Origin of the sequence: Nocardioides asiaticus (genome assembly GCF_040049175.1) — a bacterium.
Classification (GTDB): Bacteria; Actinomycetota; Actinomycetes; order Propionibacteriales; family Nocardioidaceae; genus Nocardioides; species Nocardioides cheoyonin.
Map to the genome: position 1 here is coordinate 723,471 of NZ_JBDZDM010000003.1, position 26,468 is coordinate 749,938.

Annotated in this window: 25 protein-coding genes; 16 read left to right on the forward strand and 9 right to left on the reverse strand. The window is 72.0% G+C overall.

The annotated features are described in order from the left end of the window. The first annotated feature begins 246 nt into the window (after positions 1-246). Positions 247-552 (forward strand): MTH1187 family thiamine-binding protein, encoded by a 306-nt coding sequence (locus tag ABLE53_RS14035; protein WP_348859580.1) that lies wholly within the window; start codon positions 247-249, stop codon positions 550-552. Next, positions 552-956 carry a YjbQ family protein gene (locus tag ABLE53_RS14040; protein ID WP_348859581.1) on the forward strand — a complete coding sequence of 135 codons (405 nt, stop codon included), beginning with the start codon at positions 552-554 and terminating at the stop codon, positions 954-956. The genes ABLE53_RS14035 and ABLE53_RS14040 overlap by 1 nt, the downstream gene beginning before the upstream one ends. On the opposite strand, the gene ABLE53_RS14045 is transcribed toward ABLE53_RS14040, so the two are convergent. Genes ABLE53_RS14045 through ABLE53_RS14060 form a run of 4 tightly spaced genes read right to left on the reverse strand, consistent with a single transcriptional unit; the run spans position 937 to position 4,599 of the window. Beyond that, positions 937-2,919 (reverse strand): alpha/beta hydrolase family protein, encoded by a 1,983-nt coding sequence (locus ABLE53_RS14045; RefSeq protein WP_348859582.1) that lies wholly within the window; start codon positions 2,917-2,919, stop codon positions 937-939. The two genes, ABLE53_RS14040 and ABLE53_RS14045, sit on opposite strands and share 20 nt — an antisense overlap. Positions 2,920-2,945: 26 nt before the next feature. Further along, positions 2,946-3,140, reverse strand: a complete 195-nt coding sequence (locus ABLE53_RS14050) for a hypothetical protein (RefSeq protein ID WP_348859583.1) — start codon at positions 3,138-3,140, stop codon at positions 2,946-2,948. A gap of 14 nt (positions 3,141-3,154) precedes the next feature. After that, positions 3,155-3,844, reverse strand: a complete 690-nt coding sequence (locus ABLE53_RS14055; protein WP_348859584.1) for a phosphonatase-like hydrolase — start codon at positions 3,842-3,844, stop codon at positions 3,155-3,157. Then, positions 3,841-4,599 (reverse strand): GntR family transcriptional regulator, encoded by a 759-nt coding sequence (locus ABLE53_RS14060; RefSeq protein WP_348859585.1) that lies wholly within the window; start codon positions 4,597-4,599, stop codon positions 3,841-3,843. The genes ABLE53_RS14055 and ABLE53_RS14060 overlap by 4 nt, the downstream gene beginning before the upstream one ends. 169 nt (positions 4,600-4,768) lie before the next feature. Between ABLE53_RS14060 and ABLE53_RS14065 the strand changes: the two genes are divergently transcribed. The 8 genes from ABLE53_RS14065 to dxs are packed head-to-tail and all read left to right on the forward strand — an operon-like array spanning position 4,769 to position 12,347. Next, entirely contained in the window at positions 4,769-5,914 is a 1,146-nt protein-coding gene (locus tag ABLE53_RS14065; protein WP_348859586.1) for a TIGR03364 family FAD-dependent oxidoreductase, read from the forward strand. A gap of 60 nt (positions 5,915-5,974) precedes the next feature. Next, entirely contained in the window at positions 5,975-6,889 is a 915-nt protein-coding gene (locus tag ABLE53_RS14070) for a phosphate/phosphite/phosphonate ABC transporter substrate-binding protein (protein WP_348859587.1), read from the forward strand. Next, entirely contained in the window at positions 6,889-7,683 is a 795-nt protein-coding gene (locus ABLE53_RS14075; protein ID WP_348859588.1) for a phosphonate ABC transporter ATP-binding protein, read from the forward strand. The genes ABLE53_RS14070 and ABLE53_RS14075 overlap by 1 nt, the downstream gene beginning before the upstream one ends. Beyond that, complete coding sequence (gene phnE, locus ABLE53_RS14080; RefSeq protein ID WP_348859589.1) at positions 7,680-8,507, forward strand: phosphonate ABC transporter, permease protein PhnE; 828 nt, start codon at positions 7,680-7,682, stop codon at positions 8,505-8,507. The genes ABLE53_RS14075 and phnE overlap by 4 nt, the downstream gene beginning before the upstream one ends. Beyond that, positions 8,500-9,525 (forward strand): zinc-binding dehydrogenase, encoded by a 1,026-nt coding sequence (locus tag ABLE53_RS14085; protein WP_348859590.1) that lies wholly within the window; start codon positions 8,500-8,502, stop codon positions 9,523-9,525. The genes phnE and ABLE53_RS14085 overlap by 8 nt, the downstream gene beginning before the upstream one ends. 31 nt (positions 9,526-9,556) lie before the next feature. Further along, positions 9,557-9,925, forward strand: a complete 369-nt coding sequence (locus ABLE53_RS14090; RefSeq protein ID WP_348859591.1) for a hypothetical protein — start codon at positions 9,557-9,559, stop codon at positions 9,923-9,925. Between the two features lie 22 nt (positions 9,926-9,947). Next, entirely contained in the window at positions 9,948-10,370 is a 423-nt protein-coding gene (locus ABLE53_RS14095; RefSeq protein WP_348859592.1) for an NUDIX domain-containing protein, read from the forward strand. A 48-nt stretch (positions 10,371-10,418) separates the two neighbouring features. Continuing rightward, positions 10,419-12,347 (forward strand): 1-deoxy-D-xylulose-5-phosphate synthase, encoded by a 1,929-nt coding sequence (dxs, locus tag ABLE53_RS14100; protein WP_348859593.1) that lies wholly within the window; start codon positions 10,419-10,421, stop codon positions 12,345-12,347. 15 nt (positions 12,348-12,362) lie between these two features. Here the strand turns inward: dxs and ABLE53_RS14105 are convergent, their stop codons facing one another. Continuing rightward, positions 12,363-13,073 carry a L,D-transpeptidase family protein gene (locus ABLE53_RS14105; RefSeq protein ID WP_348859594.1) on the reverse strand — a complete coding sequence of 237 codons (711 nt, stop codon included), beginning with the start codon at positions 13,071-13,073 and terminating at the stop codon, positions 12,363-12,365. 192 nt (positions 13,074-13,265) lie between these two features. Here ABLE53_RS14105 and ABLE53_RS14110 point away from each other — a divergent pair, with 192 nt between their 5' ends. Continuing rightward, positions 13,266-14,210: a PAC2 family protein gene (locus tag ABLE53_RS14110; RefSeq protein ID WP_348859595.1), complete on the forward strand. Its 945-nt coding sequence runs from the start codon at positions 13,266-13,268 to the stop codon at positions 14,208-14,210. Continuing rightward, positions 14,207-15,145 carry an acyl-CoA thioesterase gene (locus ABLE53_RS14115; protein WP_348859596.1) on the forward strand — a complete coding sequence of 313 codons (939 nt, stop codon included), beginning with the start codon at positions 14,207-14,209 and terminating at the stop codon, positions 15,143-15,145. Before ABLE53_RS14110 ends, ABLE53_RS14115 begins: the two co-directional genes overlap by 4 nt. A gap of 61 nt (positions 15,146-15,206) precedes the next feature. Here ABLE53_RS14115 and ABLE53_RS14120 read toward each other — a convergent pair whose 3' ends face one another. Next, complete coding sequence (locus ABLE53_RS14120; protein ID WP_348859597.1) at positions 15,207-16,094, reverse strand: MaoC/PaaZ C-terminal domain-containing protein; 888 nt, start codon at positions 16,092-16,094, stop codon at positions 15,207-15,209. Continuing rightward, complete coding sequence (locus ABLE53_RS14125) at positions 16,094-17,428, reverse strand: 3-oxoacyl-ACP reductase (RefSeq protein ID WP_348859598.1); 1,335 nt, start codon at positions 17,426-17,428, stop codon at positions 16,094-16,096. Before ABLE53_RS14125 ends, ABLE53_RS14120 begins: the two co-directional genes overlap by 1 nt. A 168-nt stretch (positions 17,429-17,596) precedes the next feature. Here ABLE53_RS14125 and ABLE53_RS14130 point away from each other — a divergent pair, with 168 nt between their 5' ends. Then, positions 17,597-18,877: an acetyl-CoA C-acetyltransferase gene (locus tag ABLE53_RS14130; protein WP_348859599.1), complete on the forward strand. Its 1,281-nt coding sequence runs from the start codon at positions 17,597-17,599 to the stop codon at positions 18,875-18,877. A gap of 6 nt (positions 18,878-18,883) precedes the next feature. Here the strand turns inward: ABLE53_RS14130 and ABLE53_RS14135 are convergent, their stop codons facing one another. Together ABLE53_RS14135 and ABLE53_RS14140 are read right to left on the reverse strand one after the other, a co-directional pair. Continuing rightward, on the reverse strand, positions 18,884-19,564 hold the full coding sequence (locus ABLE53_RS14135) for a TetR/AcrR family transcriptional regulator (protein WP_348859600.1): 681 nt from the start codon (positions 19,562-19,564) through the stop codon (positions 18,884-18,886). A 46-nt stretch (positions 19,565-19,610) separates the two neighbouring features. Then, positions 19,611-21,128 (reverse strand): ATP-dependent DNA ligase, encoded by a 1,518-nt coding sequence (locus ABLE53_RS14140; protein WP_348859602.1) that lies wholly within the window; start codon positions 21,126-21,128, stop codon positions 19,611-19,613. 146 nt (positions 21,129-21,274) lie between these two features. Here ABLE53_RS14140 and ABLE53_RS14145 point away from each other — a divergent pair, with 146 nt between their 5' ends. From ABLE53_RS14145 to ABLE53_RS14155, 3 genes are read left to right on the forward strand one after another with little or no spacing between them, the layout of a single operon-like run. Next, a complete protein-coding gene (locus tag ABLE53_RS14145; protein WP_348859603.1) occupies positions 21,275-22,246 on the forward strand; it encodes an ABC transporter ATP-binding protein in 972 nt (323 codons plus the stop codon). Then, the gene (locus ABLE53_RS14150) at positions 22,243-23,610 is read left to right on the forward strand and encodes an ABC transporter permease (RefSeq protein ID WP_348859604.1); all 1,368 of its coding nucleotides are present in this window, start codon (positions 22,243-22,245) and stop codon (positions 23,608-23,610) included. Before ABLE53_RS14145 ends, ABLE53_RS14150 begins: the two co-directional genes overlap by 4 nt. A gap of 3 nt (positions 23,611-23,613) precedes the next feature. Further along, positions 23,614-26,454: a bifunctional YncE/alkaline phosphatase family protein gene (locus ABLE53_RS14155; RefSeq protein WP_348859605.1), complete on the forward strand. Its 2,841-nt coding sequence runs from the start codon at positions 23,614-23,616 to the stop codon at positions 26,452-26,454. Positions 26,455-26,468 lie beyond the last annotated feature (14 nt).

Consider the following 26,468-nt stretch of genomic DNA (forward strand, 5'->3'; position numbering starts at 1 on the left):
GGCGACCAGCCCGTAGCCGTGGTCCTCGATCGCAGTGGTGAAGGTCGCGCCGCGGGCCTCGAGGTCCGCCTTGGTGGCGGTGATGTCGTCTCAGCCACCCGTCGCCGCTGTCGACGTACGGGAACTGCAGGACGTCCCGGAAGAAGGCCCGGGTCGACGTCGGGTCGTCGGAGTAGATGAGCGTGCGGCAGGCAACGCTCATGCGTGGATCGTAGGCCCCCGGACGGGCTGGCTAGGGTGGGTCGCATGCTTGTTGCCTTCTCGATCGCCCCGGGCACGACCGACGACCCGACCGGGTCGGTGTCGAAGGCGGTCGCCGACGCGATCCGGGTCGTCCGCGAGTCCGGCCTGCCCAACGAGACCAACGCGATGTTCACCAACGTCGAGGGGGAGTGGGACGAGGTGATGGCCGTCGTCAAGCAGGCTGTCGACGCCGTCGCCGCGGTCTCCCCGCGGGTGAGCCTGGTGCTCAAGGCCGACATCCGGCCCGGCTACACCGGTCAGCTCACCGCGAAGGTCGAGCGGGTCGAGCAGGCCCTCCGGGACAGCTGATGGACAGCGAGACGCGCAGCTACCGCACCGGCGGGAAGGAGTCGGTCGTCGACCTGACGAGAGACGCCGAGGAGTTCGTCGGGGAGTACGCCGACGGGCTGCTGCACGTCTTCGTGCCGCACGCCACGGCCGGGATCGCGATCATAGAGACCGGCGCCGGCAGCGACGACGACCTCCTGGGCGCCCTGGCCGACCTGCTCCCGGCGGACGACCGCTGGAAGCACCGGCACGGCTCCCGCGGACACGGCCGGTCCCACGTGATGCCGGCGTTCGTGCCGCCGTACGCGACGGTCCCGGTGCTCGGCGGGCGGCTGGCGCTCGGCACCTGGCAGAGCCTGTGCCTGGTCGACCTCAACGTCGACAACAGCGTGCGCGAGGTGCGGTTCAGCTTCCTGCCGGGCTGACGTCGGACACGAGCCTGAAGACGCGCTGGTAGAACGCCAGCTCCCGCTCGAGGGCGTCGATGTTGGTCGCCGGGTCGCGGAAGCCGTGGCCCTCGCCGGCGTACATCACGAGCTCGTGGGGGAGCCCCTTGTCGCGCAGGACCCGGGCCATGAGCTCGGCCTGCGCCGGTGGCACGACCCTGTCGTCGTCACCCTGGAGGAGGATGAGCGGCACCGCGAGCCGGTCGACATGGGTGAGGGGCGAGCGCTCGACGTACACCTCGCGCCCCTCGGGCCACGGCGCGATCAGCCGCTGCGGGTAGCGGGACTCGAACTTGTGCGTGTCCTCGACTAGGGTGACCAGGTCGGAGATGCCGAAGTAGCTGGCCCCGGCCCGGAAGACGTCGCTCGAGGTGAGCGCCGCGAGGACGCTGAAGCCGCCGGCGCTGCCGCCGCGGATGACGGTGCGCTCGGGGTCGATGAGACCGGCGTCGGCGAGGTGGCGTACGCCGGCGACCGCGTCGCGCACGTCGACGACTCCCCACTGTCCCTCGAGCCGGCACCGGTAGGCGGTGCCGAAGCCGGTCGAGCCGCCGTAGTTCACGTCGAGGACGGCGAAGCCGCGGGAGGTCCAGTACGCCCGCTGGGCGGTGTAGACGGGGGTGGCGCGGCCGCTCGGCCCGCCGTGGAGCGAGACGATCAGCGGCGGCCGGGCGCCCTCGGGCGGCACCATGTCCGGGTTGGCCGGCGGATAGAGGAATCCCTGCGTGGGCTCGCCGGCGGGGGAGTCCCACCAGACCGACGTGGGGAGGCTCACCCAGGCCGGGTCCGGGTCGTCCTCGGCCGGCGCGAGCGGCGTCGTCGTACCGTCGGCGAGGTCGATCAGCGACACCGTCGCCGGCGCATCCGGGCGGCCGGTGTGGGCGACGACGTGACCGGCGTCGACGACGTGCAGGCCCGCGATCGCCGTGGCGGAGGTCGGGACCTGGGTCGCCTCGCCGGTGGCAGGGTCGAGCAGCGCGAGCTCGTCGGCGCCGTCGACGACGCGGACCGTGGCGATCCGCCCGTCGGGCAGTCCGGCGTACGCCGACATGCCCGCCTGCCAGCGCGGCGCGCCGTAGTCCACCTCCTCGGCGTGGGCACGGACGACCAGGTCGGCGGTCAGGTCCGCGACCACATGGTTGCCCCAGCCCGACTCGTGGGAGACGAAGGTGATGCGGTGGTCGTCGAGCCACACCGCGGGCTCCACGGCCGCGTCCTCGGCCCCCGCGACGAGGCGGTGGGAGACGAGGTCGCCGGCGGCGTCGAGCTCGCCGACCCGCAGCCAGCTGCCGTCCCACGGCATGTTCGGGTGGTTCCACGTGACCCAGGCGAGTCGCGCGCCGTCGGGGGAGAGGGCCGGGTCGAGCACGAAGTCCGGTGGGCTCTCCACGTCGGCCTGCTCGTCCGAGGTCAGAGCGCGCGGCCGCTCCCGGCCGGCCACCAGGACCGTCCCGAGGTCGTGGTTGGGGCCGTCGAGCGAGATCCGCACCAGCGAGGTGACGGGCTCGAGCGCGGTGTCGCGCTGGTCCTCGCGGACGCAGTAGGCGACCCCCCGACGGTGGTCGATCGCGAACGCCGCGAGCCGGACCAGCCCGTCGCTCGGCGGCGTGATCGGGCGCGGCTCCTCGCCCGGCGCGACGCGCCACACCTGCTGGGTCGCGAACTCGACGTACAGCACGAGGCCGTCGGCCGCGGCGTGGCTGCCGCCGCCGTACTCGTGCAGGCGCGAGCGGACGTTGTGGCCGGGGAGAGAGACGTCCTCGGTGGCGCCGGCCCGTCGTCGTACGAGCGTGAGGCGGCCGGCGTCGGCGGGCCGTGCCTCGGTCCAGTAGACGTCGGCGCCGTCGGTGATCGGCGAGGCGCTCGCCGTGCTCGTCGCGAAGACGTCGCGCGCCGAGATCGGCGAGGGCCAGGCGCCGTACGGCGACGGGGGAGTGCTCATGGCCGCACTGTGCCAGAGCGAGGATGTCAGCGGCGGCCGACGAGCCAGTACGCCGCGACGCCGGCGAGGTTGGTGCCGGCCCACACCTGCCAGAGCAGCTTCGGGCCGCGGACCTGGTCCGAGGTACGCCGGTGCAGGTCACGCAGGGTGAGCGGGCCGAGGACGAGCTGGGCGGCGATCGCGGCGGCGCCGATGCGGGCGACGTTCTTGTTCGGGGTCATGGTCCGATCCTGCCTCAGAGCAGGGAGGGCAGCTCCGCGGTGGACCCGAGCAGGTGGGTGTGGGGCGAGGACGCGAGCTGCTCGAGCGTGAACGAGCCGGTGCCGACTCCGACGACGAGCCCGGCGCCGGCGCAGGTGCCGGCCTCGAGGTCGTTCGGCGTGTCGCCGGCGACCAGGACCCGGCGTACGTCGGCGGCACCGGTGGCCTCCATGCAGTGGAAGACGAGGTACGGCGCGGGGCGGCTGGCGGCGACCCGGTCGGAGGTTACCACGGCGTCGACGGTCGTGTCCGGCCCCGGTCCGACGGTCCAGCCGAGCCCGGCCAGGATCGAGTCGGCGATCTCGGCCGAGTAGCCCGTCTGCAGGGCGACCCTCACGCCGGCGGAGCGCAGCGTCGCGAACATCTCCACGACGCCGGGGAACGGCTGCGGCGGCGTCTCGCGGTAGGCGGTCACGAGCCGCTCGCCGAAGAGCGCGAACGTCTTGTCGACGGCGGCCTCGGACGCGTCGGCGTCGAGTGCGGCGAGCAGGCCGGCGATCGCCTCCCGCTTCGAGGTGCCCTTCCACTGCTGCAGCAGGTCGTGCGGGACAGCGCCGCCCGTGGCGTCGGCCACCGTCGCCTCGAGGACGGCGTAGACCAACCCGCCCTCGTCGACGGTCGTCCCGGCCATGTCGAGCGCAGCGAGGTCGAACGCGGTGCTCATGAGATCTCCTTGAGGATGCGGACGTCGGTGCTGATCCCGGACGAGGCCGGCCGGGCGTTGTCGATGGTGAACGTGACCCGGTCAGGGCGGTAGCGGTCGTCGGCGTACTCCAGCGGCGTGCCGTCCGCCGCCGTCGCCCGGCGCCGCTCGCGCAGGAGCGGGCTGCCGACCTCGAGGCCGAGGAGCTCGGCGTCGGTCTCGTCGGCGGCGACGGCGTCCATCGTGTGGCGGGCCGAGTGCAGGTCGACGCCGACGGAGGTCAGGTAGGCGTAGATCGAGCCGGAGTCGGGGTCGAAGTCGAAGAGCAGCCGGCCCACCTGCTCGACGAAGCTGCTCCGCTCGAGCATCGCCGGACGCCCGTCGAGGAGCCGCAGCCGGAGGACGTCGACGACCGGGTCGCCGACCTCCACGCCGAGCGCCTGCGCGGCGGCGGCCGACGCGCCACGCCGGGCGACCTCGATCGTCCGCTGGCCCGGCGTACGCCCGATCTCGCGCGCCCAGTTGCTGAACGAGATCAGCGTCTCGAAGGGCTGCCCGACCGCCGTCTCGCGGACGGTCGGCCGCTGCCCCTGGCCGCCGCCGATGAGTCCCTCACGGCGCAGCGCCGCGAGCGCACTGCGGATCGTCCCGCGCGACGCGCGGAACTCGACGCAGAGGTCGGCCTCAGACGGCAGCGCGGTGCCGGGCGGGAGCTCGCCGCCGAGGATCCGGCCGCGCAGGTCCTCGGCGACGCGGGCGTGGAGAGGCACTGACATGTCCCGAACGCTACAACTTGATCAGACAAGTCGGTCCCGGTTCCGTCGTGAACTCTCGGTCAACAACACCCGACGACTCCGCCGCGCAGGCGAACGGCCGGTTAACTTGTTTGTACAAGACGTCGCACCCCCTTGACCCCGGCCGGACGGGGCTTGGAGCGTTCACTGCGTGCCGACGACCAGCAGCCCCGCTCCCGCTCCCGACGACGCCACCCCGTACGACCTCGCCGTCGTCGGTGCAGGCATCGTCGGCCTCGCCCACGCGGTCGAGGCGGTGGGCAGGGGGCTGCGCGTCGTCGTGCTGGAGCGCGACCAGCGGGCCGTGGGCGCGTCGGTCCGCAACTTCGGGCACGTCGGCACCACGATCCAGGCCGGCGAGGCGCTGGACTACGCGCTCGTCGCGCGCGAGCGCTGGCTCACCCTGGGCGAGAAGGCCGGGTTCGAGGTCCGGCAGGCGGGCACCCTGGCCGTCGCGCGGACGGCCACCGAGCTCGCCGTGCTCGAGCAGTTCGCCGCGGCCCGCGGACCCGAGCAGGTCCGGCTCCTCACCCGGAGCGAGGTGCGCGACCTGGTCCCGGTCGCCGGCGAGGACGTCGTCGGCGGGGCGCACTTGCCGCTCGACCTCCGCATCGACCCCCGCGCGGCCGTGCCGGCGCTGGCAGGCTGGCTCGCCTCGGAGGGCGTCGAGATCAGGTGGGGCACCCACGTCGGCGCGATCGCGCCCGGCCTCGTCAGCACCAGCCGCGGCGACCTGGCGGCCTCACGGGTGGTCCATGCGAGCGGCCACGACGTCGACCGGCTCTTCCCCGAGGTCGCCTCGGCCGCCGGCGTACGACGCTGCCGGCTGCACATGCTCGAGGTCGCACCGCCCGGCGGCGTCACCATCGAGCCCGCGGTCCTCACCGGCACGTCCCTGCTGAGGTACGGAGGGCCGGCCTCCATGCCCGCGGCCGCCGAGCTGCGCCGCGAGCTCGAGGAGACCAGCCCCGAGCTCCTCGCGGTCGACATGAACCTCATGCTCACCCAGCGCCCTGACGGCTCGGTCGTCCTCGGCGACACCCACCACTACGACGTCACGCAGACGCCGTTCGACGACGAGGACGTCAGCGAGCTGCTGCTGCGTGAGGGAGCGCGCCTGCTCGGGGGCGCGCTCACCGTGAGGCGCCGCTGGCGTGGCGTCTACGCCGACTCCCCGCAGACCGACTACCTGGTCGCCGAGCCGCACCCGGGCACGCGGGTCGTCTCCGTCACCTCGGGGATCGGCATGACCACCGCGCTCGGCCTCGCCCCGGCCGTCCTCGACCAGCTCCTCTGAACCTCCTCTGAAGCTCCTCTGACCTGCCTGTCCATCCCCCGCACCAGGAGAGAACCCACCATGAAGCTCCACCAACTCGCCGCGCTCGCCGGCGCGGCCGTCCTCGCCGCCAGCCTCACGGCCTGCGGCGGCTCCGACAGCAAGGCCTCTGCCGACTCCGACTCGGTCTGCCCCGACGGCTCGCTCACCTTCGGCGTCGAGCCCTACGAGGACGCCAAGAACCTCACGCCCGTCTACGAGACCATCGGCAAGGCGCTCGGGGACGAGCTCGGCTGCGACGTCGAGGTCCAGATTACCGAGAGCTACGTCGCCGAGATCCTCGCGATGAAGAACGGCAAGCTCGACATCGGCCAGTTCGGCCCGCTGGGCTTCGTCTTCGCCTCCCGCGAGGCCAAGGCCGTGCCGGTCGCCTCCTTCGCCGACAAGACCGGCAAGCTGTCGACGTACACCGCCGGCATCTGGGTCAAGAAGGGCTCCCCGATCACCTCCGTCAAGGACCTCGCCGGGCACACCCTCGCCCTCGCGGAGAGCGGCTCGACCTCCGGCGACGCTCTCCCGCGTCAGGCGCTCGTCGACGCGGGCGTCGACAAGGACGTCCAGACGATGTACGCCGGCGGCCACCCCGAGTCCCAGCTCGCGCTGATCCACGGGAAGGTCGACGCGGCCGAGATCAACTCCCAGCAGCTGGCCTCCTCGCAAGCGTCGGGCATCTTCGACGAAGCCGACTACACCCAGATCTGGAAGTCCGACCCGATCGCCAACGACCCGATCACGGTCTCCCCGGAGCTGAGCGACGCAGCGCAGAAGAAGATCACCGACGCCCTGCTGAACCTGCCGAAGTCAGCGGTCGCCCCGATCGGCAAGTACCTCGACTTCACCTCGCCGGACAAGCCGCTGATCGCGGTCGACCAGTCGACGTACCAGCCGCTGTTCGACCTCGCCGACAGTCTCGGGCTCACCGACAAGGACCTGTGATGGCCGCACTGACCGCCTCCCCGGTGAGCACCGACGACACCTCGACGGCCGTCCTCTCCGTCCGCGGGCTCGTCAAGAGGTACGGCGACCGGACGGTCCTCCACGGCATCGACCTCGACGTGCGGGCCGGGGAGGTGGTCAGTGTCCTCGGGGCCAACGGATCGGGGAAGTCGACCGCGCTGCGCTGCGTGGTCGGGCTGGTCCGCCCGGACGGCGGGACCATCACCGTCGGCGGGCGGCCGGTGACGCCGGGCGCCCCGACCGCGTCTGCGGCGATGGTGTTCCAGCGGATCCACCTCGTCGGGCGCCACAGCGTGCTCGACAACGTCTGCGCGGGCGCCCTCGGGCGGCTCCCGATCACCCGGTCGTGGTCGACCCTCGCCTTCCCGCGGGACCTGCGGGAGGAGGCGATGGCGTGCCTCGACCGGGTCGGCCTCGCCGACCGGGCCCACGACCGGGCTGGCCGGCTCTCGGGCGGCCAGCAGCAGCGGGTGGCGATCGCCCGCGCGCTCTGTCAGCGCGCCCAGGTCCTGCTCGCCGACGAGCCGGTCTCGGCCCTCGACCCGGCCGCCGCCACCCAGGTGATGCGGCTGCTGCGCTCGCTCGCCGAGGACGACCGGATGGCCGTGGCGGCCGTGCTCCACCAGCCCGAGCTCGCCCGGCGCCACACCGACCGCGTCGTCGGGCTGCTCCACGGCCGGATGTCGCTCCAGACCCCCGCCGACCGACTGACGGACGCCGAGGTCGACGCGCTGTACGCCCCCGACTACCAGGCGGAGGGAGCCCTGACATGACCGAGCTGACCTCCGTCGCACGCCTCGCCGTACCTCCGCGCCGGTGGCGTACGTCCTCCGTCGTCGCCACCGTCGTCGTCCTCGCCGCCGTGGTCGCCCTGCACGTCTACGCCTGGCGCAAGACCGACTTCTCCCTCGGGGAGCTCGTGACCGGCTGGCACGGCATGGTCGACTTCCTGGGCGACGCGTTCCCGCCGGACCTGAGCTGGGACGAGATCGTCCACCCGGCGATCGGCTACTGCCTCGTCACGCTGTCGATGGGCATCCTCGGCACCACCCTGTCGGTGCCGTTCGCGCTCGTCCTCGCGCTTCTGGGCGCGCGTACGACGCAGCGCAACGCGATCGTCTACCAGGTCGCCCGCGGCATCCTCTCGCTGTTCCGCGCGGTGCCGAACTTCGTCTGGGCACTCGTCTTCGTCACGGCGGTCGGCCTGGGATCGTTCCCCGGCGTGCTCGCGATCCTCGTGCACAACATCGGGGTCATGGGGAAGCTGTGGTCGGAGGCGATGGAGGAGGTCGACCAGGGCCCCGTCGAGGCGCTGCGGTCGGCCGGCGCCAACAGTCTCCAGACCGCCACCCACGTGGTGCTGCCGTCGGTGGTGCCGCAGTTCGTGAGCCTGTTCCTCTACCGGATCGACGTCAACGTCCGCGACTCCGTCATGCTCGGGATCGTCGGTGCCGGCGGGATCGGCTTCTACCTCACGCAGGCGATCCAGGAGTTCAACTTCGACGTGATGATGACCTACATCCTGATGGTGCTCGTCATGGTCATCGCCGTCGACCTTCTCAGCGCGGCGCTCCGGCGGCGGCTGGCGGATGCCTGACCTCGCGCGCGTTGCCGTCTGGCGCGGCGGGAGCGAGGTCTGCGTCGAGGAGGTCGCGCTCCCCGAGCCGACGACAGGCGAGGTGCTCGTCCGGGTCGACCTCGCGACCGTGTGCGGCAGCGACCACCACACCGTGTCCGGGCGCCGACCGGCGCCGTGTCCGAGCGTGCTCGGCCACGAGGGGGTCGGGTCGGTCGTCGCATCCGGGCCGGGCGCCGGCGTACGCCCTGGTCAGCGGGTGGTCTGGTCGGTGACCGTCTCCTGCGGGACGTGCGACCGCTGCCGGCGCGGGCTCACCGCCAAGTGCCGGTCGGTGCGCAAGCTCGGCCACGAGGCGTACGACGGTCCGGGCGGGCGCTGGCCGCTCTCGGGGACCTACGGGACCCACGTGCTGCTGCCCGCCGGGACGGCAGTCGTCCCGGTGCCGGTCGGGCTGCCCGACGAGGTCGCGTCGCCGGCCGGCTGCGCCACCGCCACGGTCATGGCGGCGCTCGAGCGGGCCGGCGACCTGGCCGGCAGGCGGGTGCTCGTCACCGGCGCGGGCATGCTCGGGCTCACGGCCACCGCGGCGGCCGTCGATGCCGGCGCGCCCGAGGTCGTCGTGGTCGACGTGGACCCGGCCCGCCTGGAGCTCGCGCTGGGCTTCGGCGCCACCTCCACGGCGGCGGCCGGCGATCGGCTCCCTGCGGTGGACGTGGCCATGGAGCTCTCCGGTGCCGCGGCCGCGGTCGAGAGCTGCCTCGGCGCGCTGGACGTCGGGGGAGTGCTGGTGCTCGTCGGCTCGGTCACGCCGGGGCCGCCGGTCGCCCTCGACCCCGAGGACGTCGTACGCCGGTGGCTGACGCTGACCGGCGTGCACAACTACGAGCCGCGCCACCTCGAGCGGGCGGTCGCCTTCCTCGCCGGCAGCGACCGGCCGTGGGCGGACCTGGTCGGGGAGCCCGTCGGGCTCGACCGGCTCGCCGACGTGCTCTGCGCTCCGATGGAGCGGCCGCGAGCCGGCGTACGCCCGGATTGAATCGAACATGCGTTCGATCTAGCATCGGCGTGTGAGCACGTACGTCCCGCCCGGCTGGCCCGCCGAGGTCAGGCCGCCCGACGCCCCGGACTGGATCGCCACGGCCACCAGCTGGCTTCTCGACCAGTGCCCGCCGGACTACCGCGGCCATCCCGCGCTGCTGCGCCACCCCGTGGTGCTGGCGCGGTTCGCGGCGGTGTTCGTCGGGGCTGCCAAGGAGGCGGCCCGGCGCGGGCTCTCCTCGGTGCGCGCGGACCTGCGCGACCTGGTGGCCGACACCGCGGTCGAGGCGGCCGTGGAGACCTGGCTCGCCGAGGAGGCCCGGCTGGCCGGCGTACGCCGCTCGGTCGACCTCGTCGAGCAGGCGCTCCGGGGTACGCGCTTCCGACCGCGCTTGTGAGGCGTCGATAGCCTTCCGCACCATGACGGTCGAGATCGCCGCGGTGGTGCTGGTCGACAAGCGGGGCTGGCTGCTGCTCCAGGAGCGCGACGAGCACGCGCCGACCGACCCCGACCGCTGGTCGATGGTCGGCGGCCACCTCGAGCCGGGCGAGGACCACCTCACCGGGGCGGTGCGCGAGCTCGAGGAGGAGACCGAGATCCGCGTCGACCCCGACGACCTCACCTACGTCGGCGCCTTCTCCGAGCCGGTGCAGGACGTCACGTTCGACGTCTACGTGGCCGGGGTCGACCTCACCGACGCGGACGTGGTCTGCCACGAGGGCCGGCAGATCGTCTTCGTCGATCCCGCGACCTTCGACGATCTCGACCTGACCGACTCGGCGCGGATGGTCCTGCCCGGACTGATCGGTTCCGCCCTCTACCGCGAGCTGGTCGGCGCGTGACCCACGGGGATCGGCGACATCGACGACGGGATGCGTAAAGTACCCAGCATGGGTCTTCTCGAACGGATCGCCTCGCCCCGCGACCTGCGCAACCTGAGCGACGACGACCTGGGCGCGCTCGCCACGGAGATCCGTGACCTGCTCGTCTCCACCTGCTCGGTCACCGGCGGCCATCTCGGCCCCAACCTCGGCGTCGTCGAGCTCACCCTCGCGATCCACCGGGTCTTCGACAGCCCGAGCGACCGGGTCGTCTTCGACACCGGCCACCAGGCCTACGTCCACAAGATGCTCACCGGCCGGGCCGGCGAGTTCGCCGGACTGCGGCAGGAGGGCGGCCTTTCGGGCTACCCGAGCCAGGCCGAGTCCGAGCACGACCTTGTCGAGAACTCCCACGCCTCCACCTCGCTCAGCTACGCCGACGGGCTCGCCAAGGCGTACGCCATCCGCGGCGAGGACCGCCACGTCGTCGCCGTCATCGGCGACGGCGCGCTCACTGGCGGCATGGCCTGGGAGGCGCTCAACAACATCGCCACCGGTCCCGACCGCAGCCTCGTCGTCGTCGTCAACGACAACGGCCGCTCCTACATGCCGACCGTCGGCGGCCTGTCCGAGCACCTCATCTCGCTGCGCACCAACCCGCGCTACGAGCAGGCGCTCGACCTGGTCAAGCGCCGGCTCAACGCCGTACCGGGGATCGGCGGGGCGGCCTACGACGTGCTGCACGCGATGAAGAAGGGCCTCAAGGACGCGCTGGCGCCGCAGGGGCTCTTCGAGGACCTCGGGCTGAAGTACGTCGGCCCGATCGACGGCCACGACCGGCCGGCGATGGAGCAGGCCCTCGCCCAGGCCAAGCGCTTCGGCGGCCCGGTCATCGTCCACGCGATCACCCGCAAGGGGTTCGGCTACGACCCGGCCGAGCTCAACGAGGTCGACCAGCTGCACCAGACCGACCCGTTCGACATGGAGACCTCGAAGCCGAAGCCCAAGGGCCGGATCTGGACCGACTTCTTCTCCGAGGAGATCGTCGCGCTCGGCGCCGAGCGGCCGGACCTGGTCGCCATCACCGCCGCCATGCTCTACCCGGTCGGCCTGGACGGCTTCGCGGCGGCCTACCCCGAGCGGACCTTCGACGTCGGCATCGCCGAGCAGCACGCCGTCACGAGCGCGGCCGGCCTCGCGATGGGCGGCATGCACCCGGTCGTGGCGATCTACTCGACGTTCCTCAACCGCGCCTTCGACCAGGTGCTCATGGACGTCGCGCTGCACAAGTGCGGCGTGACCTTCGTGCTCGACAGGGCCGGCGTGACCGGCAGCGACGGCGCGTCCCACAACGGCATGTGGGACATGTCGATCCTGCAGGTCGTGCCGGGTCTGCGGCTCGCCGCGCCCCGCGACGGCGCCCGCGTCCAGGAGCTGCTGCGCGAGGCCGTCGCCGTCGACGACGCGCCCACCGTCCTGCGGATCCCGAAGGGCGCGCCGCCCGCCGACGTCCCGGCGGTCGGCAAGGCCGGCCAGGCCGACGTCCTCGTCCGCGACGGTGCCAAGGACGTGCTCGTCGTCGGCATCGGCGCGATGGCCGGCGTCGCCGTCGGCGTCGCGGAGCGGCTGGTCGCCCAGGGGATCGGCGTGACCGTCGTCGACCCGCGCTGGGTCAAGCCCGTCGACCCCGCGATCGTCGAGCTGGCCGGCGAGCACCGCCTCGTCGTCACGGTCGAGGACAGCGGTGAGATCGGCGGCTGCGGGGCCGTGCTCCTCCAGACCCTGGCCGCGGCGGGCATCACCACCCCGACCCGGATCCACGGCATCCCGCAGCAGTTCCTCGCCCACGCGAAGCGCGAGACGATCCTCGAGCGGATCGGGCTCACGCCGCAGGCGATCGCGCTCGACGCCATCGACCACCTCGGCAACCTGGAGGCGGTCCCGGACCTCAGCGAGCCCGCCGAGGTCGACGTACGCGTCGACTCCGAGCAGTCGTGACCCTCGCGCCGCCCCTCAGCGCACGACGACCGTCGTACGCCGCCGTCCGGCGGTGAAGTCCCAGATCCGCGTCGCCAGCCGGTGGCTGACCCGGTTGCAGCCGTGCGAGCTGCGCTGGTCGGTGCCGAGCAGCCAGTCCGCGTGGATCCGGCGCCCGGTCGACTTGCTCAGCGGGATCTGGTGGAAGCCGATCCCGCACGGGGCGAACCGGACGAAGTACGGCAGCCAGAGTCTCCCGGAGACGTCGGTGTTGCGGCGGATCCGGGCCGCGCGGCCGCAGTAGGAGCCGGTGGCGTACGTCCCCTTGTGGAGCACCTTCGGGTTGTCGGTCATCCCGCCCTGCGCGGCGATGCTGCCGTCCGCGCGGACCAGCCAGACCCAGTCCTGCCACTGGCCGACGACGATGCGCCGGCCGTGGCCGCTGCGCGCCGGCACGGGACGCCACGAGCAGCGCGCCGTGCGTACGCCCAGCGCCCTGCGGGTGCGCGTGTCGAAGTGGCCGTTCTTGGTCAGCCCGAAGCGGGTCTGGAACCGCGTCACCGCCGCGCGCACGTGCGCGTCGATCCGCCCGTCCGGCCGGCCCGCGTCGCAGCCGAGGTGGTTGAGCGTGCGCTGGTACGCCGCCACCTGGCGCTTGCCCAGCGCAGCGGCCGCGTCGCCGGGTGTGGCGAGGGTCAGGAGCAGCGCCGCCAGCAGCGGCAGCAGCACCGGGAGCGCGCGACGCATACGACCACCCTGCCGACATCGGGCGCTCGTCACAACCCGGCGCGGCCTCCGGCGGGCGGCAGCCGCCGGGGGAATATCGTGGAGGTGCGGGACGCTGCGCCCCACGCCATGAGGAACCTGTGGAACGCGTGGAAGAGGCGCGACACCCGCAACAGCCGACCGGAACCGACCCGACCGAGGAGTGAGCTCGCCGTGCCGAAGTCACGACTGGTGCACATCGTCGACGAGGTGCCCGCGCTGGAGGAGGCGCAGGGCGGCCTGACGATGGTCCAGGTGCTCGACGGCTTCCTCGACGCCGGCAACGCCGCGGTCCGAGCGGCCCAGCATCTGCTCGCCTCGACCTCCGCGGACGCCCAGGTCGTGGCCGTCTTCGACGCCGACCAGCTCCACGACTACCGGGCCCGGCGTCCGGCGATCTCGTTCGTGCGCGACCACTACGAGGCCTACGACACCCCGAGGCTCGTCGTACGCCTGCTGCGCGACACCGGTGGTACGCCGTACCTCCTCCTGCATGGTCCCGAGCCGGACACGAAGTGGGAGGGCTACGCCCGGGCGGTCCGTGACGTCGTCGAGCAGCTGGGCGTCACCGACGTGATCAGCCTCGGCTCGGTGCCGATGGCGGTGCCCCACACCCGTCCCCTGACGATCACCCACCACGGCAACGAGCCGGCCCGCGAGGCCGGGCGGGTGACCGCGGAGAGCCCGTGGCAGGGCGAGATCCGGGTGCCGTCGTCGGCCCAGGCCCTCGTCGAGGTGCGGCTGGGGGAGTGGGGCCACGCCGCCCAGGGGTTCGTGGCGCACGTGCCGCACTACCTCGCCCAGCTGGACTACCCCGCCGCCGCGGCCGCCCTCCTCGAGCAGGTCGAGCTCGCCGGCCGGCTCACCATCGACCTCTCCGACCTGCACGCCGAGGCGCAGCACCGCGAGGAGGAGATCGCGACCTACCTCGCCGAGCACGACGAGGTCACCGAGGTGGTCAAGGCGCTCGAGCGGCAGTACGACAGCTTCCAGCGCGCCGAGGACTCCGGCCGCAGCCTGCTCGCACCGGACCAGCCGCTGCCGACCGGTGAGGAGCTGGGCCGCGAGTTCGAGCAGTTCCTCGCCGGCCTCGAAGACGGAGGGGACACCCAGGAATGACGACGACCTCCCCGGAGCCGGGAGCCGAGGAGGCCGCTGACGTGGCGGACGAGCCCACCCACAGCGATCTCACACCGCAGGAGGCCGTCGCCTCGCTCGTACGCCTGCTCGACCTCGAGGAGATCGACCAGGACCTGCACCGCGGCCTGCCCGCGCCCGACAACGACCGCGGCCGTGCCTTCGGCGGCCAGGTGGCCGCGCAAGCCCTCATCGCGGCGATCAGGTCCGCCGGCGACGGCTTCCACGTGCACTCGATGCACTCCTACTTCCTGCTCCCGGGCGACCCGCTCTACCCGATCGTGTACGACGTGGAGAGGATCCGCGACGGCCGCAGCTTCCAGACCCGGCGGGTCGCGGCCCGCCAGCACGGGCGGGACATCTACTACCTCACCGTGAACTTCCAGAAGCACGAGGAGGGCTTCGAGCACCAGGACGCCATGCCCTCGGTCCCGCCGCCGGAGAAGTGCCTCGACTGGATCGACCTGATGGCGAAGAGCAGCGACCAGGATGCGCGGTCGCTCGCCCGGGAGTGGGCGGCGGTCGAGGTACGCGTCGTCGGGAACTCCCTGCTCGGGCTCGACCCCGACCCCGCGCGTCCCTCCCAGCAGCGGGTGTGGCTGCGCATCGCCGACCCCCTGCCCGACGACCCCGACATCCAGGCCGGCGCCTTCACCTGGGCCTCCGACATCTCGCTGCTCGGGGCCTCGCTCGCCGCCCACACGCTCGACACCCGCCGCGTCCAGATGGCCTCGCTGGACCACACCATCTGGTTCCACCGGCCCTTCCGCGCCGACGAGTGGTGGCTCTACGACCAGGAGTCGCCGGCGGCCCAGGGCGGCCGCGGCCTCTCCATCGGCCGGGTCTTCACCGCCGACGGCACCCTCGTCGCCACCGTCGCCCAGGAGGGCATCATCCGGCCCCCGCGCGAGGGTTGAGTCGCCACTTCTGCCCCGTCGAGTCGCCAGTTCTGCCCTGTCGAGTCGGCAGTTCCGGTGGTCAGAGCGCCGTCGTACGCCCCAGGAGATGGAGGGTGTCGCTGCCGCGCTTGTGGAGGGAGAAGGCGTAGCCGCCCTCGACCTTCGTGGAGCCGAACGCCACCGAGCCCGGCAGGAAGACCGGCTTCTTGAACGCAGCGTCCACGCGGCAGGCGTCGGGCAGGCGGTTCTCCAGCGCCGCGATGCACCGGGCCAACGTCTGCATCCCGTGGGCGATGTGGCGCCGGAAGCCGAGCGCCTTCGCGGTGATCGGCGTGAGGTGGATCGGGTTGTAGTCGCCCGACACCGCGGCGTAGCGACGGCCTAGGTCGGCCTTGAGCGGGAACACCGGGCCGCTCGGCGGCACGTCCTGCAGCTCCGAGGGCCAGACGGCGTCGGGGTCACGCCGACCGCGGCGGAGGTACGTCGAGGTCGACTCCCACACGACAGGCTCGTCGACGTCGCCCGAGGTGACCGTCGTGGTGAAGCGGTACGCCGTGCCGGCCGGGTGCGGCAGCGGCGCACCCACCGAGGCGGCCACGCCGAGCGTCTCGCCGATGGCGATCGGGCGGTGGCCGGTGATCGAGTTCTCGATGTGGACCATCCCCATCGCCGGCACCGGGAACCGCCGGTCGCTCATCAGCGCCATGTGGAGCGGGAACCCGAACAGGTGCGGATAGGGGAGCGGGACGGTGTCCTTGAGCGGGAAGCCGCACACGCCGGCGTACGCCTCGACGCGCTCGCGCTCGACCGTGACGGGCTCGCGCACGACCGAGAGCCCCTCGAAGGGCTGCGTCGACTTGCGTACGCCGGGCAGCGCGCTCAGCCCCGGGACGGCCGGCAGCGCGGCGCGCAGCAGCATCCCCGGGCCGCCGTTGCCGGAGACCACCTTCGGCGCAGGTGCCGGCATCAGGCCCCCAGCATCATCTGGCCGCAGACCCGGACCACGTTGCCGTTGACTGCGGTGGAGGCCGAGCTGGCGTACCATGCGATCGCCTCGGCGACGTCGACCGGCAGACCGCCCTGCGCCATCGAGTTGAGCCGCTGGCCGACCTCGCGACTGGCGAGCGGCATCGCCGCGGTCATCTGCGTGATGATGAACCCGGGCGCGACGGCGTTGACGGTGATGCCGTCGGTGAGCTCGTCGGCCAGGCTGTCGACGAACCCGATCACACCGGCCTTCGACGCCGCGTAGTTGGTCTGCCCGACGTTGCCGGCGATGCCGGCCATCGACGAGACGCCGATGATCCGGCCGTTCGCCCGGATCGCCTTCTGGTCGAGCAGCTCGGCCGTGATGCGCTCGGGCGCGGTCAGGTTGACCGAGACGACCGACGCGAACCTGTCCTCGGCCATGTTCGCGAGCTTCTTGTCGCGGGTGATGCCGGCGTTGTGCACGACGACGTCGACGCCGCCGTGCTTCTCCTGGAGGTGGGCGGCGATCCGCTGCGGGGCGTCCTTGGCGGTGATGTCGAGGGTCAGCCAGTCGCCCTCGAGCTCCTTCATGACCGTCACCAGCGCGTCGGCCGCCTGCGGCACGTCGACGCCGACGACGGTGGCACCGTCGCGGTGGAGGACGCGGGCGATCTGCTCGCCGATGCCGCGGCTGGCGCCGGTCACGAGCGCCACCTTGCCGGCCAGCGGCTGCTGCCAGTCGACCACGCCCTCGGCGGTCGAGGCGCCGTGGGTGCCGATCCGGACCACCTGGCCGGAGACGTACGCCGACTTGGGGCTCAGCAGGAAGCCGAGTGTCGAGAGGACCGACTGCTCGAAGCCCTCCGCGACGTACACGAGCTGCACGGTGCCGCCGCGCCCGATCTCCTTGCCGAGGCTGCGGGTGAAGCCCTCGAGCGCGCGCTGGGCGACCCGCTCCGACCCCTTCACCGTCTCGGGCGGCGTGCCGATCACGACCACGCGGGGGCAGGTCTCGAGGCTGCGCAGCACCGGCGTGAAGAACTCCTGCAGCGCGATCAGGTCCTCGCTGGACGTGAGTCCGGACGCGTCGAAGACGAGGCCCTTGAACCGCTGGCCCTCGCCCGCGGTGCCGGTCGTGGCGATGCCGAGCGTGTCGAGCAGACCGGGCAGGGACTCAGCCAGACGGCCGCGGCCACCGACGAGGACCGTGCCCTTCACGAGCGGGTCGCCGGCGGCGTACCGCTCCAGCGGGGTCGGGTTGGGAAGGCCGAGGTTCTTGACCAGGAGCTTGCCGATCGGGGTCTGGGTGAAGCTCTGGTACCTGTCGCTCATCTCGTCGTCCTCTGCAATCTGTGGGCCAGTCTCGGGCAGGCACGGTGCGAGGGAGTGCGGGTCCCACCCGGTCCGTCATGTAACTATGGTTGTAACTCAGTGTCCACATTTCGTGACCTCTCCGACATACCCTTCACGCATGAGGTCGCGCGAGACAAGGATGTCCCTATGACCAGCACTCGACGAGTCGCCATCGTCGGCGGCAACCGCATCCCCTTCGCCCGCTCCAACGGCGCGTACGCCACGGCGTCCAACCAGGACATGCTCACCGCCACGCTCGACGGCCTGGTCACCCGCTACGGCCTCGAGGGGGAGCGGATCGGCGAGGTCGCCGCCGGCGCCGTGCTCAAGCACAGCCGGGACTTCAACCTGACCCGCGAGTCGGTGCTCGGGTCGAAGCTCGCCCCCGAGACCGCCGCGGTCGACCTGCAGCAGGCCTGCGGCACCGGGCTGCAGGCGATCAACTACATCGCCAACAAGATCGCCCTCGGCCAGCTCGAGTCCGGCATCGGCGGTGGCACGGACACCACCTCCGACGCGCCGATCGCGCTCGGCGAGAGGCTGCGCAAGATCCTGCTCGAGGCCAACCGCGCGAAGGACCTCCAGGGCCGGCTCAAGGCGTTCGCCAAGCTGCGGCCCACCGACATCATCCCCACCATCCCGGCCAACGTGGAGCCGCGCACCCGGCTCTCCATGGGCGAGCACGCCGCCCTGACCGCCCTTGAGTGGCAGATCGGCCGCCAGGAGCAGGACGAGCTGGCCGCGGCGTCGCACCAGAAGCTGGCGGCCGCCTACGACCGCGGGTTCCTCGACGACATGCTCACGCCGTTCCGCGGGCTGGAGAAGGACAACAACCTCCGCCCCGACTCCTCGGTCGAGAAGCTGGCGAAGCTCAAGCCGGTCTTCGGCAAGGGCGAGGCGGCGACGATGACGGCCGGCAACTCGACGCCGCTCACCGACGGCGCCTCCGCCGTGCTCCTCGCCTCCGAGGAGTGGGCCGGCGCCCACGGGCTCGAGCCGCTGGCGTACTTCGTCGACGCCGAGGTCGCCGCGGTCGACTACGTCCACGGCGGCGAGGGCCTGCTGATGGCGCCGGCGTACGCCATGCCGCGGATGCTCGCCCGCAACGGCCTCACCTTCGACGACTTCGACTTCATCGAGATCCACGAGGCGTTCGCCTCGCAGGTGCTCTCGACCCTCAAGGCGTGGGAGGACCCGATCTACTGCAAGGAGCGGCTCGGCCTCGACGCCCCGCTCGGCTCGATCCCGCGCGAGAAGCTCAACGTCAACGGCTCCTCGCTGGCGGCCGGGCACCCGTTCGCCGCGACCGGCGGCCGGATCGTCCACACCCTCGCCAAGCTGCTCGCGGAGAAGGGGTCCGGCCGTGGCCTGATCTCCGTCTGCGCCGCGGGCGGCCAGGGTGTCACCGCCATCCTCGAACGTCCCTGACTCGCACTAACGGGAGGCGAGGGCGAGGGCCGCGGTGACCAGGTAGTCGCGGACCTGGTCCGGGGAGACCCGTCCGACGGTGGGTACGCCGGGGGCCGACTCGGTCACCAGGATCCCGACCCGGGCGAGCTGCAGCGCGCCGAGACCGGTGGCGTAGAGCGTGTTGGCCAGGAGCCCGGGCTCGGCGACCGCGAACTCGCCGCTCTTCGTGCCGTCCTCGAAGATCCCGATGAGCAGGTTGAGGCAGCCGGTGATGGCGCGGCCGAGACGGAACAGCGCGCCCTCGGAGATCTCGTCGAGCAGCTCGGGGCCCGTACGCCGCATCAGCGCCTGGGCGCAGTCGACGAAGGCCGGGTGGTCGACGCCGTACTCGACGAAGGCGCCCACCGCTGCAGCGAGCCGCTCGCTCGGCGTCTTGTCGACGTCGGTCGCCTTCAGTAGCTCCTCCCGCAGCTCGTCGAGGTAGCCGACCAGCGTGAGCGCGAAGATCTCCTCCTTGCCCGTGAAGTGGCGGTAGACGATCGCGCGGTTGATGCCGACCGCGCGGGCGATGTCCTCGATCTGCGCGTCGCGCATCCCGCGCTCCTCGAGCAGCTCACGGGTCGCCGCCACGATCTCGGCCTCACGCGCACGGCGCCGGGCAGCCGCCGCCGACCGGCGGCCGTCGGTCGCGGGAACACGGCTCATGGACCAAGCGTACGACGTGTGACACTCGCAGTTGCAGCATCCGCTGCTACGCGTGCGCGAACGATCTCACCGTCTCGATCGTGTCGGCCTCGTCGGCGGTCTTGTCGTCGCGGTAGCGGACGACCCGCGCGAAGCGGAGCGCGACGCCGCCGGGGTAGGTCGTCGAGCGCTGCACCCCGTCGAAGGCGATCTCGACGACCTGGACCGGCTGGAGCGGGACGACCCAGTCGGCGCTCGGGTCCGCGACGGTCGCGAGCTCGGTGAACCGCTCGGTCTGCCACTGCAGCATCTGATCGGTCATCCCCTTGAAGGTCTTCCCGAGCATCACGAACCCGCCGGACTCGGGATCACGGGCCCCGAGGTGGATGTTGGAGAGCCAGCCCTTGCGACGTCCCGAGCCCCACTCGACGGCGAGGACGACGAGGTCGAGCGTGTGGACCGGCTTGACCTTGATCCAGCCCGAGCCGCGCCGACCGGCCTCCCACGGCACCGAGAGGCCCTTGACGACGACGCCCTCGTGGCCCGCCTTCAGCACGTCGGCGGCGAACCTCTCCGCCTCGTCCGCGTCGCCGGTCATCAGCCGCGTCGCGCGGTGCTCCTCCGGCACGAGCCGGTCCAGCTCTGAGAGCCGGTCGGCGAGCGGCAGGTCGAGGAGGTCGCGGCCGTCGAGGTGGAGCAGGTCGAAGAAGTACGGCGCTACGTGGACCTCGGACACGCCGCGGGTCGCGGTCCGCGAGGCGGTCTCCTGGAACGGCCGCGGACGGCCGTCGGGCCCGACGGTCATCGCCTCGCCGTCGAGCACCAGGGCGGTGGCCGGCAGCCGGCGTACGACCTCGATGACCTCGGGCAGCCGGGCGGTGATGTCCTCCAGGGTCCGGGTCGCGACGACGACCACGTCGCCGTCGCGGTGGACCTGGATGCGGATGCCGTCGAGCTTGGTGTCGACAGCGGCCTCTCCACCCACCTTGGCGAAGGCCTCGGCCACGGTGCCCGCGCTCGAGGCGAGCATCGGCAGGACCGGCCGCCCGACGACGAGGCCCACCTCCGCCAGCGCCTCCTCGCCCGCGAACGCCCGGGCGGCGATGGCCACGGTCGAGCCGGACAGCATGGCCGCACGGCGCACCGCGGGCAGTGGCACCTCCGCTGCGACGGCGAGCGCCTCCTGGACGAGGGAGTCCAGCGCCCCCTGCCGGACCTCGCCGGTCACCACGCCGCGGAGCCAGAGCTGCTCCTCGGGCGTCGCCCGCCCGAACAGCTCCTCCACGGCCGCCGCGCGGGCGCCCTGGGAGCCCGGCCCGGCGAGCGCGGCGATCGCGTCGAACGCGGCATGGACGTCGAGGACCGTCAGCGTCGGCTCGGCGGCCGGCGGCGGGAGCGAGGTCAGCGACCGCCAGCCGAGGCCGGTGCGGCGCTGGCGGAGCGCGCCCCCGAGATAGGAGGTGACGACCTCCAGCTCCTCGGGGGCGGCCTTCTCGAGGCACGCGGCCAGGGCGGTCACCTTCGCCTTGCGCGACCGGGTGGCCGCGACCGTGGCGGAGGTGGCGACGAGGTCGGCGAGCAGCATGCAGCCAGTCAACACCAGGCCGCCGACAGAGACGTCGTGGTCCGTTCGCCCAACGTTTTACTTTGCACTACTGCCGCCGTCCGCCGCACTCAATAGTTTTCATCTGTTTCGACCACTTGGGGGACGAACGAAGGGGACTGAACCGAATGGACACCAGGCCCGCAGTCCGGGCTCGCGGGATCACGAAGGACTTCGGCGACGTCGTCGCCCTGGACGAGGTCGACCTCGACGTCGACCCGGGCGAGATCCACGGACTGGTCGGGCCGAACGGCGCCGGCAAGACCACCCTCCTCGGACTCCTCCTCGGACTGGCGCTCCCCGACGACGGGACGCTGGAGATCCTCGGGCAGCCGGTCGGCCGGGTGCTGTCGGTGCCCGAGGGCGTCGCGGGGTTCGTCGACGGGCCGGGTCTCTACCCGGCGCTCACCGGCCGGCAGAACCTGCTCGCCCTCGCGTCCCTGCGCGGCTACGGCCCGGAGCGCACCCAGGAGGTCGACGCCGCCCTCGAGGAGGTAGGCCTGTCCGGCGTCGCGGACGGCCGGATGCGGGGCTTCTCCCTCGGGATGCGGCAGCGGCTCGGGCTCGCGGCGGCCCTCCTCACCCACCCACGGCTCCTCGTCCTCGACGAGCCGTCCAACGGCCTCGACCTCGCCGGCAAGCGACACGTCCACCGCGTGCTCCAGAGGCTCGCCGATGAAGGTACGGCGGTCGTCATGTCGAGCCACCGGATGGACGACCTCGCGGCGCTCTGCACGCAGGTAACGATCCTCTCCGTCGGCCGGACCGTCTTCTCGGGCCCGGTCGACAAGCTCGCCGCCGAGAGCGGCGACCTCGACTACCGGATCCAGGTCTCCGACCATGAGTCGGCGTCCGCGATCGCGGCCGGGTCGCCAGGGATCCAGCTGGTCCCGCCGAGCAGCGGGTCGCTGCGCCCGCAGGCGGACGCCGTCGTCGTACACGGACCGGTGCCCGCCCTGGACGAGCTCGTGTCCCGTCTGGTCGGGGGCGGTGTCGCCGTACGCGAGCTGGCACCGGTGGTGCCGCCGCTCGAGGCGGCGTTCCTCGCGCTGACCGGTCTCGACGGCTCCGCCGCCCAGGACGAGGAGGGGGCCCGATGACCGCCGCCGTCTCCACGCGCGCGCCCGAGCAGGTCGCGGTCGCGCGACCGGTGTCGGTCCGGGCCGGCTACCGCTTCGAGCTGGTCAAGCAGCTCTCGCAGTGGCGGGTGCGGCTGGTGCTGCTCGCCTGCTGGCTGGCACCCGGTCTCTTCGTCGCCGTCGTGAGCCAGCAGACGTCCCTGCCCACCGATACCGTGTTCGGGCGCTGGATGCTCGCCACCGGGTGGGCCGGGTCGCTCGTCGTCCTCGCCTTCTGCTGCAGCTGGGCGCTTCCCCTGCTCACCTCGCTGGTCGCGGGCGACGTGTTCGCCGCCGAGGACCGGCTCGGGACCTGGCGGCACCTCCTCATCGCCGTCCGCTCGCCGCGCCGGATCTTCGCGGCCAAGGCGCTGGCGACCTTCACGGTCATCCTGCTCATGGTGGTCGGACTCGCCGTCTCGGGCATGGTGGGCGGCATCGCCGCGGTCGGGAGCCACCAGCTGGCGGGGCTCGACGGTCACCTGCTGACGCCCGGCGAGGCCGGCCGCACGGTGCTGGTCGCCTGGGTCTGCGTGCTCGCGCCGACCTTCGCCTTCGCCGGGGTGGGGCTGCTCGGCTCGGTCGTGCTCGGCCGCTCGCCGATGGGGCTGCTGGTCCCGGCGGTGCTCGCGATCGTGCTCGATCTCGCCGAGATGCTGCCGCTGCCCGCCGTCGTACGGTTCGCGCTGCCGACCAATGCGTTCCTGGCCTGGCGCGGGCTGTTCACCGACCCCGCCCAGGTGGGCCCGCTGGTGATCGGGATCGTGGTGAGCCTGGTGTGGGCGGTCGCCTCCACCGCGCTCGCGTACGTCCTCTTCATGCGGCGCGACTTCACCGACCTCGCGAACGACGGCGCCGGGCGGCGGGCACTCGTGGGCGGCGTGCTGCCGCTGGTCGCGCTCACCGGCGCGACGGTGCTCGTCGTGTCGGTCGCGACGAGCGCGAGCGGCACCGGTGTCGAGCGGCCGAAGCTGGAGCAGTCGCTCGCGACGTCGTACGCGCATCTCTACCGGCTCCAGTCCGGCGAGCTGAACCGTCCCGACGTCACCGAGGCCCACCTGCGGGCCACCGCGTCCTGCGACAAGGGCGGCTCGCTGGTCGAGGACCACGGTCCGGGCAACGACTGGCGCTGTGTCGTGAGGTGGCACCTGCCGGACTCGACCGCGACCGGCACGGCCATCTACCAGCTCGACGTGACCGCCGACGGGCGGTACGTCGCCGACGGAGACGGACCGAAGGAGGTGAACGGCTACTTCCAGGTGCACACCCCGCAAGGGGACGCACCGAACCCTCTGTGGCAGTTCGACGGCAACATCGATCTGCTCACATCCACTGAGAAGGGATGATCCATGCATGCAGTGCAACAGCGGCGGCGCCCACCGAAGCCCCGTCTCGGGCTGTCGAATCACCGCAGCCGTCGCTTCAAGGTCGTCATAGCCGGCTCATCGGCGCTCGCCGTCGCCGCCGGTGGCGGGATGGCCTATGGCTCGACCGTGGTCTTCGGCCACAACCAGGTCGGCACGGAGTACGCCGACGGGATCCAGGTCTCCAGCGACCAGATCGTCAAGCCGATCGGTGACCGCCTGCTCACCGAGTACGGCAAGTTCATGGGCACGACCGTCAGCCCCGACGGCCGCTACCTGGCCGCCACCAGCACCGACAGGTCGATCGACGTCCAGATCTTCGACCTGTCGACCTACAAGCTCATCTGGACGGTCGGCACCGGCGGGAGCCCGGACCAGAAGATCTCCGACAGCACCGTCGGCCAGGAAGGGCCGACGTACTCCCCGGACGGGAAGTACCTCTGGGTCTCCAACCTCAACGGCCTGAGCCGCTACCCGGTCGCCAGCGACGGCACCCTCGGCACGCCGACCGTCATCTCGCTCCCGACCGTCACGATGACGAACACGCGGGGCCAGTCCGGCTCCGTGTCCGCCATGCCCGGCAAGCCGGCGTACTCCGCCGACGGCTCGACGCTGTACGTCCCCGTGAACGGGCAGAACACCGTGGTGGCGATGGACCCCGACACCGGCACCGTCGAGAAGACCTGGAACGTGGGCATCGCGCCGCGCCAGGTCGCGGTCGTCGACGACAAGCTCTACGTCAGCAACGAGGGCGGCCGGCGCGCGAAGTCCGGCGACACGGTGATCAACTCCTACTACACCGACGTGCCCTCCAACTCGAAGGGCACCTCGACGAACGGCACGGTGAGCGTCATCGACACCGCCGACGCCTCGTCCGCGGTGAAGACCATCCCGGTCGGCCTTCACCCGACCGCGCTCTACACGGCCGACGGCGCCGTGTTCGTCGCGAACACCTTCGACGACACCGTCTCGGTGATCGACAGCTCGAAGGACAAGGTCGTCCAGACCATCGCCACCAAGCCGTGGCCCAGCTCTGACGTGGGCTACGAGCCGGACGACATGACCCTGACCAAGGACGGCCACCTGCTGGTCACCCTCGGCCGGGCGAACGCCGTCGCAGTCTACAAGTACCACGGCAACCCACAGCAGCCGGTCAGCTACCTCGGCCTGCTGCCCACCGACTACTACCCGTCCGACATCGCGACGGTCGGCGACCAGGTCGTCGTCAGCAACCGCCGCGGGATCGACGCGCGCGGTCCCGACCTCAGCTTCAACAAGGGCACCGGCACCACGACGGTGTCCGGCCACGGCACGCACAGCACCACGGCGTCGCTGACCCGGTTCACCCTGCCGAGCGACCAGCAGCTCGCGAAGTACACCTCGACGGTCTTCAAGCAGAACGGCTGGACCAGCACCGACGTACAGAAGGCGAAGGGCAAGAAGGCGAAGGCGGTGCCGGTCCCGAAGCGGCTCGGCGACCCCTCGACGATCAAGCACGTCTTCCTGCTGGTCAAGGAGAACCGCACCTACGATCAGGTGTACGGCGACATGTCCGAGGGCAACGGCGACGCGTCGCTGGCGCAGTTCGGCGAGACCGTGACCCCGAACCAGCACGCGCTGGCGAAGCAGTTCGGTCTGTACGACAACACCTACGACGTCGGCACGAACTCCGCCGAGGGCCACAACTGGCTCATGCAGGGCGACAACCCGGAGTACACCGAGTCCGACGCGGGCGAGTACACCCGCAGCTACGACACCGAGGACGACGTCCTCGGCCACCAGCGCTCGGGCTTCCTGTGGAACGCCGTCCAGGCGGCCGGCGGCACCGTCCGTGACTTCGGCGAGTTCGGGTACTTCGAGAACAAGCCGGCCGGCGCCACGTGGCAGCAGTACTACTGCGCCACCAAGAGCGTCGAGGCGGGCGGCGACCCGGCCCAGCTGACCGACCCGTCGATCCGGGTCAACCAGCAGTCGGCGATCCCGTCGCTGAACGCGATCTCGAACCACGACGCACCGATGTTCGACACCGCCATCCCGGACATCTACCGCTACGAGATCTGGAAGCAGGAGTTCGAGAAGAAGGGGCCGGCGAACCTCAACATGTTCTGGCTGTCCAGCGACCACACCGGTGGTACGGCGGACCCGCGGGCGCAGGTCGCCGACGGCGACCTCGCGGTCGGCCAGATCGTCGACGAGATCTCCCACAGCAAGTACTGGAAGAGCTCGGCGATCTTCGTGGTCGAGGACGACAGCCAGGACGGTGCCGACCACGTCGACGGGCACCGCGCGCCGGTCCAGATCATCAGCCCCTGGGCCCAGCACGGCACTGTCGACAGCACCTACTACTCGCAGATCACCATGGTGCGCACGATCGAGCAGATCCTCGGCGCCCAGCCGCTGAACCAGAAGCTCGCCGCCGCGACGCCGATGTACGGCGCGTTCCGGTCCAAGCCGGACTACACGCCGTTCAACGCGGTGCCGAACCAGATCCCGCTCACCGAGGGCGTCGTGACGCCGCCGGCGTGCGGCCTCGACACGCTCGGGAAGACCGGCGCGGCCGCCGCGAAGGTCAAGAAGGCACAGGCGAAGGCGCTGGAGATCCCGGCCGGCAAGGAGGACGTCGCGAAGGCGTGGGAGAAGTGGAGCAACCACCAGCACTTCACGGGCAACGGCGCCGTCCCCGACTACGCGAACCCAGAGCAGATGAACCGCTACACCTGGTACCAGACGCACGACTGGAAGGTCCCCTACCCGGGTGACACGAAGGTCTACACACCGTCGCAGGTGCCTGCCGGCTACCTGCCGTCGTCCGACCACGACGGCTGATCCGGCACCTGCCA

What these genes read in the sequence shown, in the direction of transcription:
- ABLE53_RS14125 (WP_348859598.1), bottom strand. Translation starts at nt 17,428, where the DNA reads ATGAGCGACAGGTACCAGAGCTTCACCCAGACCCCGATCGGCAAGCTC.
- phnE (WP_348859589.1), top strand. Translation starts at nt 7,680, where the DNA reads ATGACCGAGCTGACCTCCGTCGCACGCCTCGCCGTACCTCCGCGCCGG.
- ABLE53_RS14135 (WP_348859600.1), bottom strand. Translation starts at nt 19,564, where the DNA reads ATGAGCCGTGTTCCCGCGACCGACGGCCGCCGGTCGGCGGCGGCTGCC.
- ABLE53_RS14150 (WP_348859604.1), top strand. Translation starts at nt 22,243, where the DNA reads ATGACCGCCGCCGTCTCCACGCGCGCGCCCGAGCAGGTCGCGGTCGCG.
- ABLE53_RS14045 (WP_348859582.1), bottom strand. Translation starts at nt 2,919, where the DNA reads ATGAGCACTCCCCCGTCGCCGTACGGCGCCTGGCCCTCGCCGATCTCG.
- ABLE53_RS14130 (WP_348859599.1), top strand. Translation starts at nt 17,597, where the DNA reads ATGACCAGCACTCGACGAGTCGCCATCGTCGGCGGCAACCGCATCCCC.
- ABLE53_RS14060 (WP_348859585.1), bottom strand. Translation starts at nt 4,599, where the DNA reads ATGTCAGTGCCTCTCCACGCCCGCGTCGCCGAGGACCTGCGCGGCCGG.
- ABLE53_RS14105 (WP_348859594.1), bottom strand. Translation starts at nt 13,073, where the DNA reads ATGCGTCGCGCGCTCCCGGTGCTGCTGCCGCTGCTGGCGGCGCTGCTC.
- dxs (WP_348859593.1), top strand. Translation starts at nt 10,419, where the DNA reads ATGGGTCTTCTCGAACGGATCGCCTCGCCCCGCGACCTGCGCAACCTG.
- ABLE53_RS14140 (WP_348859602.1), bottom strand. Translation starts at nt 21,128, where the DNA reads ATGCTGCTCGCCGACCTCGTCGCCACCTCCGCCACGGTCGCGGCCACC.
- ABLE53_RS14070 (WP_348859587.1), top strand. Translation starts at nt 5,975, where the DNA reads ATGAAGCTCCACCAACTCGCCGCGCTCGCCGGCGCGGCCGTCCTCGCC.
- ABLE53_RS14145 (WP_348859603.1), top strand. Translation starts at nt 21,275, where the DNA reads ATGGACACCAGGCCCGCAGTCCGGGCTCGCGGGATCACGAAGGACTTC.
- ABLE53_RS14035 (WP_348859580.1), top strand. Translation starts at nt 247, where the DNA reads ATGCTTGTTGCCTTCTCGATCGCCCCGGGCACGACCGACGACCCGACC.
- ABLE53_RS14095 (WP_348859592.1), top strand. Translation starts at nt 9,948, where the DNA reads ATGACGGTCGAGATCGCCGCGGTGGTGCTGGTCGACAAGCGGGGCTGG.
- ABLE53_RS14055 (WP_348859584.1), bottom strand. Translation starts at nt 3,844, where the DNA reads ATGAGCACCGCGTTCGACCTCGCTGCGCTCGACATGGCCGGGACGACC.
- ABLE53_RS14120 (WP_348859597.1), bottom strand. Translation starts at nt 16,094, where the DNA reads ATGCCGGCACCTGCGCCGAAGGTGGTCTCCGGCAACGGCGGCCCGGGG.
- ABLE53_RS14075 (WP_348859588.1), top strand. Translation starts at nt 6,889, where the DNA reads ATGGCCGCACTGACCGCCTCCCCGGTGAGCACCGACGACACCTCGACG.
- ABLE53_RS14040 (WP_348859581.1), top strand. Translation starts at nt 552, where the DNA reads ATGGACAGCGAGACGCGCAGCTACCGCACCGGCGGGAAGGAGTCGGTC.
- ABLE53_RS14050 (WP_348859583.1), bottom strand. Translation starts at nt 3,140, where the DNA reads ATGACCCCGAACAAGAACGTCGCCCGCATCGGCGCCGCCGCGATCGCC.
- ABLE53_RS14115 (WP_348859596.1), top strand. Translation starts at nt 14,207, where the DNA reads ATGACGACGACCTCCCCGGAGCCGGGAGCCGAGGAGGCCGCTGACGTG.
- ABLE53_RS14155 (WP_348859605.1), top strand. Translation starts at nt 23,614, where the DNA reads ATGCATGCAGTGCAACAGCGGCGGCGCCCACCGAAGCCCCGTCTCGGG.
- ABLE53_RS14085 (WP_348859590.1), top strand. Translation starts at nt 8,500, where the DNA reads ATGCCTGACCTCGCGCGCGTTGCCGTCTGGCGCGGCGGGAGCGAGGTC.